At 61.4% G+C, this 13603-nt stretch carries 13 protein-coding genes; 8 read left to right on the top strand and 5 right to left on the bottom strand.

Annotated elements, in window-relative coordinates:
- Positions 1-53 precede the first annotated feature (53 nt).
- Positions 54-1265, top strand: coding sequence for a bifunctional phosphopantothenoylcysteine decarboxylase/phosphopantothenate--cysteine ligase CoaBC (gene coaBC, locus GA0061103_RS21865; protein ID WP_092714900.1), 1212 nt, complete (start codon positions 54-56; stop codon positions 1263-1265).
- Here the strand turns inward: coaBC and GA0061103_RS21860 are convergent.
- Positions 1252-2067 carry a class II glutamine amidotransferase gene (locus tag GA0061103_RS21860; protein ID WP_092714898.1) on the bottom strand — a complete coding sequence of 272 codons (816 nt, stop codon included), beginning with the start codon at positions 2065-2067 and terminating at the stop codon, positions 1252-1254. The two genes, coaBC and GA0061103_RS21860, sit on opposite strands and share 14 nt — an antisense overlap.
- Positions 2068-2658: 591 nt before the next feature.
- Between GA0061103_RS21860 and otsB the strand changes: the two genes are divergently transcribed.
- Both otsB and otsA read left to right on the top strand, forming a co-directional pair.
- Positions 2659-3453, top strand: a complete 795-nt coding sequence (otsB, locus tag GA0061103_RS21855; protein ID WP_092714896.1) for a trehalose-phosphatase — start codon at positions 2659-2661, stop codon at positions 3451-3453.
- A gap of 112 nt (positions 3454-3565) precedes the next feature.
- A complete protein-coding gene (gene otsA / locus GA0061103_RS21850) occupies positions 3566-4942 on the top strand; it encodes an alpha,alpha-trehalose-phosphate synthase (UDP-forming) (protein WP_092714895.1) in 1377 nt (458 codons plus the stop codon).
- Between the two features lies 1 nt (position 4943).
- On the opposite strand, the gene GA0061103_RS21845 is transcribed toward otsA, so the two are convergent.
- The gene (locus GA0061103_RS21845) at positions 4944-5852 is read right to left on the bottom strand and encodes a choline sulfate utilization transcriptional regulator (RefSeq protein ID WP_092714893.1); all 909 of its coding nucleotides are present in this window, start codon (positions 5850-5852) and stop codon (positions 4944-4946) included.
- A 98-nt stretch (positions 5853-5950) separates the two neighbouring features.
- Here GA0061103_RS21845 and GA0061103_RS21840 point away from each other — a divergent pair, with 98 nt between their 5' ends.
- The 3 genes from GA0061103_RS21840 to GA0061103_RS21830 all read left to right on the top strand — a co-directional run bounded on the left by GA0061103_RS21840 (position 5951) and on the right by GA0061103_RS21830 (position 8707).
- The gene (locus GA0061103_RS21840) at positions 5951-6898 is read left to right on the top strand and encodes a choline ABC transporter substrate-binding protein (protein WP_245304840.1); all 948 of its coding nucleotides are present in this window, start codon (positions 5951-5953) and stop codon (positions 6896-6898) included.
- A 20-nt stretch (positions 6899-6918) separates the two neighbouring features.
- Entirely contained in the window at positions 6919-8433 is a 1515-nt protein-coding gene (gene betC / locus GA0061103_RS21835; protein WP_092714891.1) for a choline-sulfatase, read from the top strand.
- A gap of 64 nt (positions 8434-8497) precedes the next feature.
- Positions 8498-8707 carry a TOBE domain-containing protein gene (locus GA0061103_RS21830; protein ID WP_004108310.1) on the top strand — a complete coding sequence of 70 codons (210 nt, stop codon included), beginning with the start codon at positions 8498-8500 and terminating at the stop codon, positions 8705-8707.
- Positions 8708-8745: 38 nt separating this feature from the next.
- Here the strand turns inward: GA0061103_RS21830 and tsaA are convergent, their stop codons facing one another.
- On the bottom strand, positions 8746-9276 hold the full coding sequence (gene tsaA, locus GA0061103_RS21825) for a tRNA (N6-threonylcarbamoyladenosine(37)-N6)-methyltransferase TrmO (RefSeq protein WP_092714889.1): 531 nt from the start codon (positions 9274-9276) through the stop codon (positions 8746-8748).
- 23 nt (positions 9277-9299) lie between these two features.
- A complete protein-coding gene (locus GA0061103_RS21820) occupies positions 9300-10325 on the bottom strand; it encodes an iron ABC transporter substrate-binding protein (protein WP_092714887.1) in 1026 nt (341 codons plus the stop codon).
- 303 nt (positions 10326-10628) lie between these two features.
- Here GA0061103_RS21820 and GA0061103_RS21815 point away from each other — a divergent pair, with 303 nt between their 5' ends.
- Both GA0061103_RS21815 and GA0061103_RS21810 read left to right on the top strand, forming a co-directional pair.
- Positions 10629-11021, top strand: a complete 393-nt coding sequence (locus tag GA0061103_RS21815; RefSeq protein ID WP_092714885.1) for a nuclear transport factor 2 family protein — start codon at positions 10629-10631, stop codon at positions 11019-11021.
- Positions 11022-11090: 69 nt separating this feature from the next.
- Entirely contained in the window at positions 11091-11909 is an 819-nt protein-coding gene (locus GA0061103_RS21810) for a helix-turn-helix domain-containing protein (protein WP_092714883.1), read from the top strand.
- 54 nt (positions 11910-11963) lie between these two features.
- Here GA0061103_RS21810 and GA0061103_RS21805 read toward each other — a convergent pair whose 3' ends face one another.
- The gene (locus tag GA0061103_RS21805) at positions 11964-13547 is read right to left on the bottom strand and encodes a peptide chain release factor 3 (RefSeq protein WP_092714881.1); all 1584 of its coding nucleotides are present in this window, start codon (positions 13545-13547) and stop codon (positions 11964-11966) included.
- Between the last annotated feature and the right edge of the window lie 56 nt (positions 13548-13603).

Genomic DNA, 13603 nt, shown 5'->3' with positions numbered 1-13603 from the left:
GACACACCAAAGGCTTAGGCTTGTGGGCAAAAGAACAGACGACGGGTTCAGGCATGGTTCTCGCAGGAAAGCGCATTCTCCTCATCATCTCCGGCGGCATCGCGGCCTATAAAAGCCTCGACCTCATTCGCCGGCTGCGCGAGCGCGATGCGAGCGTGCGGCCGGTCATGACGGCTGGCGCACAGCAGTTCATCACGCCGCTTGCCGTCGGCGCGCTTGCCGCCGACCATGTCTTCACCGATCTGTTTTCGCGAGAGGACGAACAGGATGTCGGCCACATCAGGCTGGCGCGCGACTGCGACCTCGTGCTGATCGCGCCTGCGACTGCCGACCTGCTCGCCAAGATGGCGAACGGGCTGGCCGACGATCTTGCCTCGACCATATTGCTGGCGACGAACAAACCTGTTCTCGCCGCCCCCGCCATGAACCCGAAAATGTGGTCGCATCCGGCCACCAAACGCAACATCGAGACGCTGCGTGGCGATGGCATCGCCTTCGTCGGGCCGATGACAGGCGAAATGGCCGAGAGCGGCGAAAGCGGCGCGGGCCGCATGGCAGAACCGCTCGATATCGTCGCAGCCATCGAGAGACGTCTGGATGACGGCGCCAAGCCGCTTGCCGGCAAGAAGGCGATCGTCAGCTCCGGGCCGACGCACGAGCCGATCGACCCGGTACGCTACATTGCCAACCGCTCGTCCGGACGGCAGGGCCATGCGATTGCCTCTGCACTTGCGGCACTCGGTGCCGATGTCACCCTCGTTTCCGGCCCCGTCACCATACCCGATCCAGTCGGTCTCAATGTCATTCATGTCGAGCGTGCCGATGAGATGCGTGATGCCGTTCTGGCTGCTCTGCCGGCGGATATCGCCGTCATGGTAGCAGCAGTTGCCGACTGGCGCGTCGCTTCCGCCTCAGATCAGAAGATCAAGAAGCATCCGGGCGAGTCGATCCCAACGTTGGCGCTCACCGAGAACCCCGATATCTTGAAGACCGTCGGCCATCACACGCAGCGGCCGAAACTCGTCATCGGCTTTGCCGCCGAGACGCAGGATGTCGAGAGCAATGCCCGCGCGAAGCTGGAACGCAAGGGTGCTGACTTCATCGTCGCCAACGACGTGTCACCGGCAACCGGCATCATGGGCGGCACGCACAACCGCGTGAAGATCATCAGCCATCACGGCGTCGAGCAGTGGCCCGACCTCGACAAGGATGAAGTAGCCGTGCGGCTGGCGGCGCTGATTTCAGAACAATTCAAGCAGGGATAGCAGCAGGCGTCGGGGTCTCTCCGGCTGCACGCTCTTCCGGCTCGAAGGGCGAGACGTGCACGCCTGCCTCGTCGATCAGGACGGCACTGCCGTCGGGGATCTCACGCCAGGCATCGACATCGTCGTTCAGCGGCTCCGAGACGAGGCAATATCCGGAGCCGACCGGCGATGCGTAGAGCGTCGGCGCCTTGCGGTCGGTCGCATAGCGGATGGCATAGAGCAATTTGCCGTCGGAAAAGGCTGCCGTGAAACGCACCAGCACCGAGCCGACCAAATGAACCGACAGGCCCTCGACGAAACCGATGGTCTCGGCGATCGCCGCAATCGGATTCGTTGCCAGGCCGAACTGCGTCGCCAGCAGGAACAACAGCTCGGAATCGGTGGTACCACTGCGGGCGTGGAACAGCCGGTCATCAAGCATGGCTTCCATCGGCCGGCGCAAACGGTCGAAATTGGAAATCTGGCCATTGTGCTGGAACGACCAGTTCTCGAAGACGAAGGGATGGCAATTGTCGCGGCGCGTGCCGCCGCCGGTCGCGGCACGGACGTGGGCGAGGAACAGCGGCGAGCGGATCTGCCGCGCCAGGCTCTTCAGATTGCAATCGGACCAGGCGGGCAGGATGTCGCGATAACGGCCGGGCTCCGGCCGATCACCATACCAGGCGATGCCAAAACCATCGCCGTTGGTTGCCGTCTTCGCGCGCGTGGCGCAATGGGATTGTTCGATCAGAGAGTGGGCGGGCGAAGACACCAGCTCCTCCAGATAGAGGGGGTCTCCACGATAGGCTGCCCAGCGACACATGCGTCTTTATACTCCGATTCCCGCTGTCTTCCTGTCCCGCGGGAGAATGGCAAATCTTGGACAATTGTTTATGCAGAATGGGTAATAAAGTCTTAATTTTTCATCCTATGATCTGCAACATGACAGATATTTGACGCCTCGTCCGATCACGTTTCGCGTCGCAACATTTTCTTCGTGAAGCCGCTGCGGCAGGGCTTTTACGGGAGATAGGGCAGCGCAAGAGATTTCGATGCGACAAGAAGTGTGAAGCTCCCATAGATCGAACCCCTTGCATCGGCTCGAATTTGAGCTACCTTTGGCTTGTCTGAAACGTAACGAAAGGAAGGTGATCCAATGTCTAGTGGGATTTCGGTCTTGGTATTTGGCATGGAAATGGTTGTGAACGTTGCGAGGCAGCCCTCGCTCTGACCAACACCTTCCCGAAGCGTTCGCCGCTTCAGGCCAGTTACGGGCCAAAGCTCATGGGGGGTCGCTTAAGGCGGCCCCTTTTGCATTTGTAGGCGTCATTATGGGGGCGATTGCCGCCGATCCCTCGCAAGCAATTTCATTTTTTTCCTTGCCGAACGGGAAGAGCGCCTTAGCTAAGGCAGCATGTCTTCTCAGGAACAGCCCGAACAGGGCGAAGCCGAACCGAGGCCGCTGAAAGAGCCGGCCCTTACCGCACTCTCATTGTATCCTCATGACTGGGCCTTGTTCCTCGATATCGACGGAACCCTGCTCGATCTCGCCGAAACGCCGGAAGCGATCGTCGTTCCGGACTATCTGCCCGGCACTCTGCATGCGCTCTCCCGCCAGCTCGGCGGCGCGCTGGCCTTGGTGACCGGCCGGGCCATCGAATTCGTCGATCCCCTTTTTGCGCCGTTTCGTTTTCCCGTCGCCGGCCTGCATGGTGCGGAACGACGCGATGCGGCCGGGCGGCTGCGGCGCGCTCATATCCCACCCGCCTTCCAGGAAATGAAACAGCTGATCCGGAATGAGGCTCTGGCTTGGCCGGGCGCCATCGTCGAGGACAAGGGGGCTGCGGTCGCCGTTCACTTTCGGCATGCATCCGCCTACGAGGCCGAGATCGGCGAGGCCATGCAGCGCCATCTGGAGGAAGCCGGGCCGGACTGGACCCTTCAGTGCGGCAAGATGGTGGTCGAAATCTGCCCGTCCCACGCCAGCAAGGGACATGCCGTCGAGGCGTTTCTTGCCGAAGAGCCCTTCGAGGGCCGCCGCCCGGTTACGATCGGCGACGACGTGACCGACGAGACGATGTTTGCCGCCGCCAACCGTCTCGGCGGCCAATCCGTGCGCATCGGAGAGGGCAACGGAAAAACGCTGGCGCGTGCATCCATTGCCTCGCCCGCGCGTTTAAGAGACGTGCTGGCAGCGCTCGTCAAGTAATCCGTCGATCACTTCGGCGCCCCACCAGCTGCTTATTTCCCCGTAATTCCGAACGGAACGGCGCTGCGCACTTTTCCTGGAATTGCTTCAGCCTTCTCGAAAGGAAGAATTCGTGAGCCGTCTCATCATCGTTTCCAATCGCGTTTCCGTGCCCGATCACAAGGGTGCTGCAGCCGCGGGCGGCCTTGCCGTGGCGCTGCAGGCAGCCCTTGCCGAGCGCGGTGGCATTTGGATGGGCTGGTCCGGCAAATCGAGCGGCGATGTCGAGCCCGAGCCGCTGCAGATGACGCAGGACGGCAACATCACCTATGCGCTGACCGACCTCACTCAAACCGATGTCGAGGAATATTACCAGGGCTTTGCCAACCGCGTGCTCTGGCCCATCTGCCATTACAGGCTCGATCTTGCCGAATATGCCCGCAAGGAAATGACCGGCTATTTCCGCGTCAACCGCTTCTTTGCCCACCGGCTTGCCCCCCTGATCGAGCCTGACGACATCATCTGGGTGCATGACTACCACCTTATTCCACTGGCGGCGGAGCTGCGGCAGATGGGCTTGAAGAACCGTATCGGCTTCTTCCTGCACATTCCGTGGCCGCCGGCAGACGTCGTGCTCGCCATGCCGGTGCACGAGGAGATCATGCGGGGCCTCTCCTCCTATGACCTGCTCGGCTTCCAGACCGATCACGATCTCGAAAACTTCGCGGGCTGCCTGAAGCGCGAAGGCATGGGCATCGAGAAAAGCCCCGGCCATTTCAGCGCTCATGGCCATGATTTTCGCGGCGGCGCATACTCGATCGGCATCGAGACGGCGGGCTTTGCCGAATTCGCCCGCAGGGCCGCGTCGCACAGTATGGTGCAGAGGGTGCGCAAAAGCATCGAAGGCCGCGACCTGATCCTTGGCGTCGACCGGCTCGACTACTCCAAGGGTATCACCCAGCGTATCGATGCCTTCGAACGCTTCATCACCAACAATCCTGCTCACCAGCGCAGCGTCACCTATCTGCAGATCACCCCGAAATCGCGGTCGGAGGTGCCGGAATACGAGGCGATGCAGCACGCCGTCGCCGAACAGGCCGGCCGGGTCAACGGCGCGATCGGCACGGTCGACTGGGTGCCGATCCGCTACATCAACCGCTCAATCAGCCGTCCGATACTGGCCGGTCTCTACAGGCTCGCGAAAGTCGGGCTGGTAACGCCACTGCGCGACGGTATGAACCTCGTCGCCAAGGAATATGTCGCTGCACAGGACCCCGACAATCCCGGCGTGCTGGTACTGTCGCGCTTTGCCGGCGCGGCGCGAAAGCTGAAGGGCGCGCTGCTGGTCAACCCCTATGATGTCGACGGCACCGCCAATGCGCTGGCGCGCGCCGTCAACATGCCGCTGCAGGAGCGACAGGAGCGCTGGCGCGGCATGATGGACTATCTGCTGGAGCACGATGTATCGCACTGGTGCGAGACCTTTCTCAACGATCTCACCTCAGAATAGGTCACAGCTGCTCGACGGCGGCCTCAGTGAGCAGCCATTGCGCCAACTGCTCGGCATGCGGATTCGGCGCCGATGGCGGCAGCAGCCAGTAGCCGCGCTCCGGCGCCTCCAGCACAGGGCCTGCCGTCACCAGTGTGCGGGCGGCCAGCAGGGAATCGACGAGGCCCACCCAGCCGATGGCGACGCCCTGCTCGCTCAGGGCTGCCTGCACGACGAGCGAATAGGTATTGAAGCGCAGGTCACCGCGGCCGGCATAAGCATCCCGGGCAATGCCAAAGCCAGAGAGATAGCTTTCCCAGTCGAACCAGGGCGACGGCATCTCCGAATCGAGATGGACCAGCGTGATGCCGGCAAGCTGCGAGGGATCGGCGAACAGGCCGTGGCGCTCCGCAAAACCCCTGGTGCAGATCGGTACGACCTTCTCCGGCAGAAGCAATGTGGCGGCCGGACCGAATTCGCTGCGAGTGCCGAAGAAGACGGTGATATCGCCGCTCTCCGGCGCACCGCGATCCAGCCGCTGCGTGGCGACGATCTGAATATCCACTTCCGGATGAAGAAGCCGGAATGCGTGCATGCGCGGGATCAGCCAGAGAGCGGAAAAGGCATAATCCGTGCGCAGACGAACGGACGGGCGCTCCGCCTCGATACGGAAGCTGCGCACCAGGTTGTCGACGCTGCCGACGGACTTTTCGACGATCTCGAACAGTCGCTGCCCTTCCGGCGAGAGCGCGACGCCGCGATGCTGCCGGCGAAACAGGGGCACGCCCATCTGCTCCTCGATGCGGCGGATCTGATAGCTGACGGCCGGTTGCGTCAGGCCGAGCGTTGTAGCGGCGGCGGACAGGCTGCCGGAGCGGCCCACTTCCAGGAAGATCCGCAGCCAGCCCAGATCGACGAGACGTTCAGCCATAAAATTTCCTTTTGGCATCTATCGAAAAATGCATGCTTCACAGCGATAACTCTAGTGATGTTCAATAAAATAATCCAATAACAAGAGGGAACATCGTCATGCGCATGTCTGCAATGGGTCGGCTCGCCGCCGGCGCTCTTCTTTCCGTCCTTTCCTTTGCCGGTATCGCCCGAGCCGATGGCGACAACTGCAGGACGATTCACCTGTCCGACCCCGGCTGGACCGACATCACCTCGACTAATGGCGTAACCGGCGTGCTCTTGACCGCGCTTGGCTACGAGCCCGACATCAAGACGCTCTCCGTGCCCATCGGCTACCAGGCGATGAAGACGGGCGAGATCGACGTGTTCCTCGGCAACTGGATGCCGGCGCAGAAGGCCTTCGTCGATGATCTCGACAAGGCGAAGGCAGCCGAGGTGTTGAACCGCAATCTTGAGGGCGCGAAGTTCACGCTCGCCGTCCCGACCTATGTCGCCGACAAGGGCATCAAGGATTTTTCCGATCTGCAGAAGCATGGCGATGATTTCGACCGCAAGATCTACGGCATCGAGCCGGGTGCGCCGGCCAATGCCAATATCCAGAAGATGATCGATGCCAACGACTTCGGTCTCAAGGGCTGGGAACTGGTGGAATCGAGCGAGCAGGCGATGTTGTCGCAGGTGGAGCGAGCCTCGAAGGACAAGCAGGCGATCGTCTTCCTCGCCTGGGCGCCGCATCCGATGAACGAGCATTTCAAGATTGCCTATCTCTCCGGCGGCGACGCCTATTTCGGCGCGAATTACGGTGGCGCCGAAGTCTACACGCTGGCGCGCACCGGCTGGGCAGCTCAATGCCCGAATGCCGCCAAGCTCTTCCATAACCTGACCTTCGACATCGGCATGGAGAATTCGCTAATGGGCTCGATCCTCGGCGGCGACAGCGCCAAGGACGCGGCAACCGCCTGGCTGAAGGCGCATCCGGATGCCTTGACGCCCTGGCTTGCCGGCGTCACCACTATCGACGGCAAGCCCGGCCTCGACGCCGTCAAAGCCGCCATCGGCCTCTGATCTTCAAGAAAGACACCCGCATGTCCCGCCCGAATATCCTCATCCTCATGGTCGATCAGTTCAACGGGACATTCTTTCCCGATGGCCCGGCCGAGTTCCTGCACGCTCCGGTGCTGAAGGCTCTGGCGAAGCGCTCGGTGCGCTTTGCCAACAGCTATACGGCAAGCCCGCTCTGCGCACCGGCGCGCGCTTCCTTCATGTCCGGGCAGCTGCCGAGCCGCACCCGCGTCTACGACAACGCGGCAGAGTTCTGCTCGGACATTCCGACCTTCGCGCATCACCTGCGCGCCGCCGGCTACCAGACGGCGCTGTCCGGCAAGATGCATTTCGTCGGCCCGGACCAGATGCACGGCTTCGAGGAGCGGCTGACCACAGACATCTATCCTGCCGATTTCGGCTGGACGCCTGACTATACCAAGCCCGGTGAACGCATCGACTGGTGGTATCACAATCTCGGCTCGGTGACCGGCGCCGGTATTGCCGAGATCACCAACCAGATGGAATATGACGACGAGGTTGCCTATCACGCCAATCGCAAACTCTACGATCTCTCGCGCCGGCATGACGAGCGGCCGTGGTGCCTGACCGTCAGTTTCACGCATCCGCACGACCCCTATGTCGCGCGCCGCCGCTTCTGGGACCTCTATGAGGATTGCCCGGCACTCGACCCTGAAGTCGGCGAAATCCCCTTCGACCAGCAGGACCCTCATTCGCAGCGGCTGATGAAGGCCTGCGATCACACTGCCTTCGACATCACGCCGGAACAGATCCGCCGGGCGCGGCGCGGCTATTTCGCCAACATCTCCTATGTCGACGAGAAGATCGGCGAGATCCTGGAAACGCTCGAGCGCGGCCGCATGGCCGACAACACCATCATCCTCTTCGTCTCGGACCATGGCGACATGCTCGGCGAGCGTGGTCTCTGGTTCAAGATGAACTTCTTCGAGGGTTCGGCCCGCGTGCCGCTGATGATCGCGGCTCCCGGCTGGCAGCCAAAGCGGATCGACCAGCCGGTATCGACGCTCGACGTCACGCCGACGCTGGCGGCACTCGCCGGCATCGACATTGCCTCGCTGCGCCGCTGGACCGACGGCGAAGACTTGACGCCGCTCGCTCTTGGAACCGGAGGCCGCAGCCCCGTGCCGATGGAATATGCAGCGGAAGGCTCCGAAGCGCCGCTCGTGGCCTTGCGCGACGGCAACTACAAGCTGACGCTTTGCGAGCTGGACCCACCCCTGCTTTTCGACATCGATGCGGACCCGAAGGAGCTGAACAATCTGGCGCAAGATCCCGCCTACGCAGACACGTTGAAGCGCCTGACGGCACAGGCCATGGAGCGCTGGAACCTTGCGAACTTCGACGCTGCGGTGCGCGAAAGCCAGGCGCGGCGATGGGTTGTTTACACCGCGCTCCGCAATGGTGCCTATTATCCTTGGGATTACCAGCCTTTGCAGAAGGCATCGGAACGCTACATGCGCAACCACATGGACCTCAACGTGCTTGAGGAGAACCAGCGCTATCCCCGAGGCGAATAGGATTTCGGTAGCCCAGCACCAGCCGAGGCGATATGGTCGCGCCGGTTACAAGGGAGAAATATCCATGAAAATCAGCGCAAGAAACCGCCTCAAGGGCAAGGTCGTCGAAATCACCAAGGGTGCGACGACGGCGCATGTCCGCATCGACATCGGCAACGGCTCGATTGTCACCTCCTCGATCACCAACGAGGCTGTCGATGAGCTGGGCCTGACGGTCGGCGCCTCGGCCTATGCCGTCATCAAGGCATCCGACGTCATGGTCGCCGTCGACTAAAGCAATTCCAGGAAAAGTGCGAAGCGGTATGAGGCAATCTAAGCGTCTCGCTTCTGGCAGTAATGCGCCGCCTCGCCGTCGCCGCTCTGGAAATCTCCAGGCTGCGGCGGCGCGATCGGCTTGAACAGGGTGCGATCCGGCTTCAGATCGAGCAAGGGCGTGCCATCCAGGCAATCCAGGCCGCGCACCAGTAGCATGGCACCCTCGACAGCTTCCAGCTTGACGATGGATGTGCCGATGGGATTGGGCCGCACTGGCGAGCGCAGCGAGAAGGTGCCGTGTACCTTGCCGCTGCTGGCCGGGCTCTGCAGCACGAGATCCCGGCGAGACCGATCCAGCCAATAGAGAACCTCCAGCCGCTCGAAAACTTCAACGCCTTTCAACGCCGCCACCCAGGGCTCGAAGATCTCGATCCGGCAGATCGGACCGTCGTGGCGACCCTGCCGCGGCGTTTCCATGCGCGATGTCCAGGGTGTCGAAATGCGGCCGATGAAGGTAAGGCCGGCATCCGAGGCTGCGGGTGGCTCGACAGCCACTTCGTTTTCGCGAATTTCGTTTTCCCGAACCATCAATGCCTTCCTTGTCGGCGTGGTTACTTCATGCCCTTCAGCAATACCGCCAGCTGATCGTCGGTCAGATCGACCTGATAGAACAGCTTGTAGAACTCCTTCACATCGTCGGAAAAATCGCTGCGGAAGAGCTTCGGATAGAGCAGTTTCTCCATCCAGCGCACCCCGAGCAAACGGTTGATGCCGGGCGGGGAGTCGAACCAGCCGAAGGGCAAGGAGGGCGGCACGAAGATCTTGCCGTCCTTGACGGCCTTGATGCCGGCCCATTGCGGATCGCTCTTCACCGAGGCGGCGAAAGCCGGGCTCTCGGCGATGATGATATCCGGATTCCAGCCGACGACCTGCTGAACGGTCACCTTGGCGAGGCCGCCCTTGCCGGCAGCGGCAGCGACATTCATCGTGCCCACGGCATCGAGAATTTCGAGGTTGATCGAGCCGGAGAGCCCGGTTTCGAGGCCATCGGCACCGCGGCCGTAATAGACGCGCGGGCGCGGGTCGTTCGGCAGCGTCGCCAACTTCTCGTTGAGGTCCTTGATCGCCGAATCGGCATAGTCGGCCAGCTTGTTGGCGCGATCCTCGACACCGATCAGGGCGCCGACATCGCGAAGCGTATCGGCAGTGCGGGCAAAGCTGCCGTCGATGAGGATATAGGGAATGCCCGTCTCGCTCTGCACCTTGTCTGCCAGCGCCTTGTAGGTGGGATCGACCGTGCCGGCATCGAGGATGATGTCGGGCTTGGCGTCCGTGACCGCCTTCGAGCCGATCGTGCCGTCCTTGCCCGTCAGGCGCCCGATTGTCGGCAGCGCCCGCACCGACGGCATCAGATAGGCCTTGGCGGCATCATCCGGCGCATGAACCCAGCCCACCAGTTTTTCCGGTGCCAGCACATAGACCAGCACAGTTGCCGGCGGCCCGGCCACCAGAATGCGGTTAATCTTGTCCGGCACGGAAACCGTGCGTCCGGCCGCATCGGTGATGATTCGCGCCTCGGCTGCGACCGGCATCAGGCCAACGAAGGCCAGAGCAAGAACCGCAAGAAATTTCATCATCAAAGCTGCTCGTTCTGATCGAGGGGACCCCGGGGCGGCACTATGGCATAGCGCTATATCGGATGGAACATCGCGATGGCACTATTCCAAAATGAAACGCATCCGAACCGATCACGTCGTCTTGAGGCGCGATCGAGCCGCTTTCATTACATCGCATGTAATTGAGAGCGACATCCGCCTTGGAGTATCTAAAGACCATCTTCTTGCAGGAAGAGCTTTTAGCCCTTCAACGAAAGAGAGCTTTTGCCTGGCATGGCGTCAACGGCCACGACATCATTCCAAAGGCAGGCTCAGGAGAAATCCATGACGACGATGTCATTCACCAAGACAGAAGCCCCGCAATGGCTGCTCGCCTTCTGGCGCGAAATCGACGACAAGACCTTCGGCGAAGGTTTTGATTGCCTGGCGGAAGACGCCACATGCAATCTCGGTATTGCCGATTGGAAGGGTCGCGAGACCATTCGCCAGAACCTGCGCGCCTTCATCGACACCGGTTTCACGGCATTGCATGATGTCACCGAATATTGGGACGCCGGATCGTTGAAAGTGTTCCGTGGGACCGTGACCATGACGCCCAATGATCGCACCCAGGCGGTGGTCAAGCCGGTCATGACGCACTTTTTCTACATGGATGAGGCAAACCCGACGAAAGTGCGCCATTGGTACGGTTCGGTCGGGCCTGTTGCCTTCTCATAAGAAAAGACGTTGGCGGGGCTGCCGAACACAGCCCCGCCATATCAAACGAACGAAGCGAGGCGTTGCAGGATGAGCTCTTCCTCCGCAGAACTGAGATTGCCGAACGAGCTGGGCCCGCACCTGCGTGCATGGCGCGACACGCGCGGCAAGAGCCAGCTCGAGCTTTCTCTCGACACCGGCATCTCCCAACGCCAGATCAGCTTTATCGAAAGCGGCAGAAGCACGCCCGGTCGCCAGAATGTGTTGCGTCTCGCCGATGCCCTCGATGTGCCATTCCGCGAGCGCAACACGCTGCTGCTCGCCGCCGGCTATGCGCCGATCTATTCCGAAGGAAGTTTTGACGATCAGGAGATGCAGGGCGTTACCAATGCGCTGAAGCGTATGCTGCGCCAGCACGAACCATTTCCAGCCATCGTCATGGACCGCTACTGGAATGTGCTGATGACCAATGATGCGACGCTTCGCTTCTTCGGTCACTTCACCGATATGGCCGCCCGCCCGAAACCGCGCAATCTCCTGCATCTCATGTTCGACCCTTCGGGCATGCGACCCTTCATTGCGGATTGGGAGAAGACCGCCGAAAGCCTTCTGTGGCGCGTGTTCCGCGAGTCCGTCGGCCGCGTCATTGATGTGCGGACGAAGGAGCTGATCGACAGCCTGCTTGCCTATCCGGATGTGAAACCCGAATGGCAGACATCGCCGGCAATCGAGAATGCGCCGATCATCCCTCTGTCCTTCGTGAAGGACGGGCATGTTCTGAGATTTTTCTCGCTGGTGACGACGGTCGGAACACCGCAGATGATCACGACGCAGGAGCTGCGGGTCGAATGCATGTTTCCGCTGGATGACGCCACAGAGGCTCGCTACGCAGAACTGATGAATGCATGAGAGCAGAACTTGAAGGCCACAGGCTGATCGCCTGCGGCTGCAGCGGCTCCAGAATCATGCCGCCTTGACGGCGTGATATTCCTTGATCGCGACCATCTTGATAGCCGGGTAACGTTCTGCCTCGTAGCGCAGCGAGAAGCCGTCCTGGGCGAGGAAGACCGGATCGCCGTCGAGGTCGCGTGCGATATCGCCGCGGCGCGCGGTGACGAATTTTTCGAGATCGGCGGACTGATCGGCCGAGATCCAGCGGCAGACGGAGAAGCGCGACATTTCGAAGGAAACCGGCAGGCCGTATTCGGCCATCAACCGCTCCTTCAAGACGTCAAGCTGCAGGGCGCCGACGACGCCCACGATGGCGGGCGAGCCATCTTCGGGCGAGAAGAGCTGCACGACGCCTTCTTCAGCCATCTGCTGCAACGCCTCTTTCAGCTTCTTCGCCTTCATCGCGTCTTCGAGGCGCACACGGCGAAGGATTTCCGGCGAGAAGTTCGGCACGCCCTGGAAGACCAGGGATTCACCTTCCGTCAGCGTATCGCCGATGCGCAGCGTCCCGTGGTTCGGAATGCCGACGACATCGCCGGCATAGGCGGTATCGGCAAGCTGGCGCTGCGAGGCGAAGAAGAATTGCGGCGCGGTCAGGCCGAGCTGCTTGCCGGTGCGCGACAACCGGGCCTTCATGCCGCGCTCCAGCTTGCCAGAGCAGATGCGGGCAAAGGCGATGCGGTCGCGATGGTTCGGGTCCATGTTCGCCTGGATCTTGAAGACGAAGGCCGTCATTTTGTCGTCGGTGGCGTGCACCGTCCTGATGTCGGCAACCTGATCGCGTGGCGGCGGCGCGAAGTCGCCGAGCGCGTTGATGAGATCGCGGACACCGAAATTGCGCAGCGCCGAGCCGAAGAAGACCGGCGTCATATGGCCTTCGAGGAAGGATTCCCGGTCGAAGGGACGGCAGGCCTCGATCGCCAGTTCCGTCTCGTCGATAAAGGCCTGGCGCTCGTTTTCCGGCAACCGGTCAGCGACTGCCTGCGGGCCATTGACCGGGGTCGCGGTGACCTCGGTGTCGGAACCACGAACAGTATTGGATGCCAGATGATAGGAGCCGCAGAAGGTCTTGGAGCGGCCGATCGGCCAGGTGATCGGCGCGGTGTCGAGAGCCAGCTTCTCTTCGACCTCATCGAGAATCTCGAAGGGGTCACGGCTTTCGCGGTCCATCTTGTTGATGAAGGTGATGATCGGGATGTCGCGCATTCGGCAGACTTCGAACAGCTTCAGCGTCCGCGGCTCGATACCTTTGGCGGCGTCGATGACCATGACCGCGGCGTCGACCGCCGTCAGCGTGCGATAGGTGTCGTCGGCAAAGTCCTCGTGGCCGGGCGTATCGAGAATGTTGAAGACGTTGCCTTCATATTCGAAGGTCATGACCGAAGTCACGACCGAGATGCCGCGCTCGCGCTCGATCTTCATCCAGTCGGAGCGCGTTTGCATACGATCCTTCTTCGCCTTGACTTCCCCGGCAAGCTGAATGGCGCCGCCGAACAGCAGCAGCTTTTCAGTGAGCGTCGTCTTGCCCGCATCCGGGTGGGCGATAATAGCGAATGTGCGGCGGCGGGAAACCGCCTCGACGAGACTTTCAGCCATGCGTGTGAATCCTGTGAATTGCGGCCGTATCTAGCGACTCAAAGCCCTAAATGCAA

This window comes from Martinezella multihospitum, assembly GCF_900094585.1.
In the GTDB taxonomy this organism is placed as follows: Bacteria; Pseudomonadota; Alphaproteobacteria; order Rhizobiales; family Rhizobiaceae; genus Rhizobium; species Rhizobium multihospitium.
The sequence above is the reverse complement of the archived record's forward strand: the minus strand, read 5'-3'. Positions and strand labels throughout refer to the sequence as shown.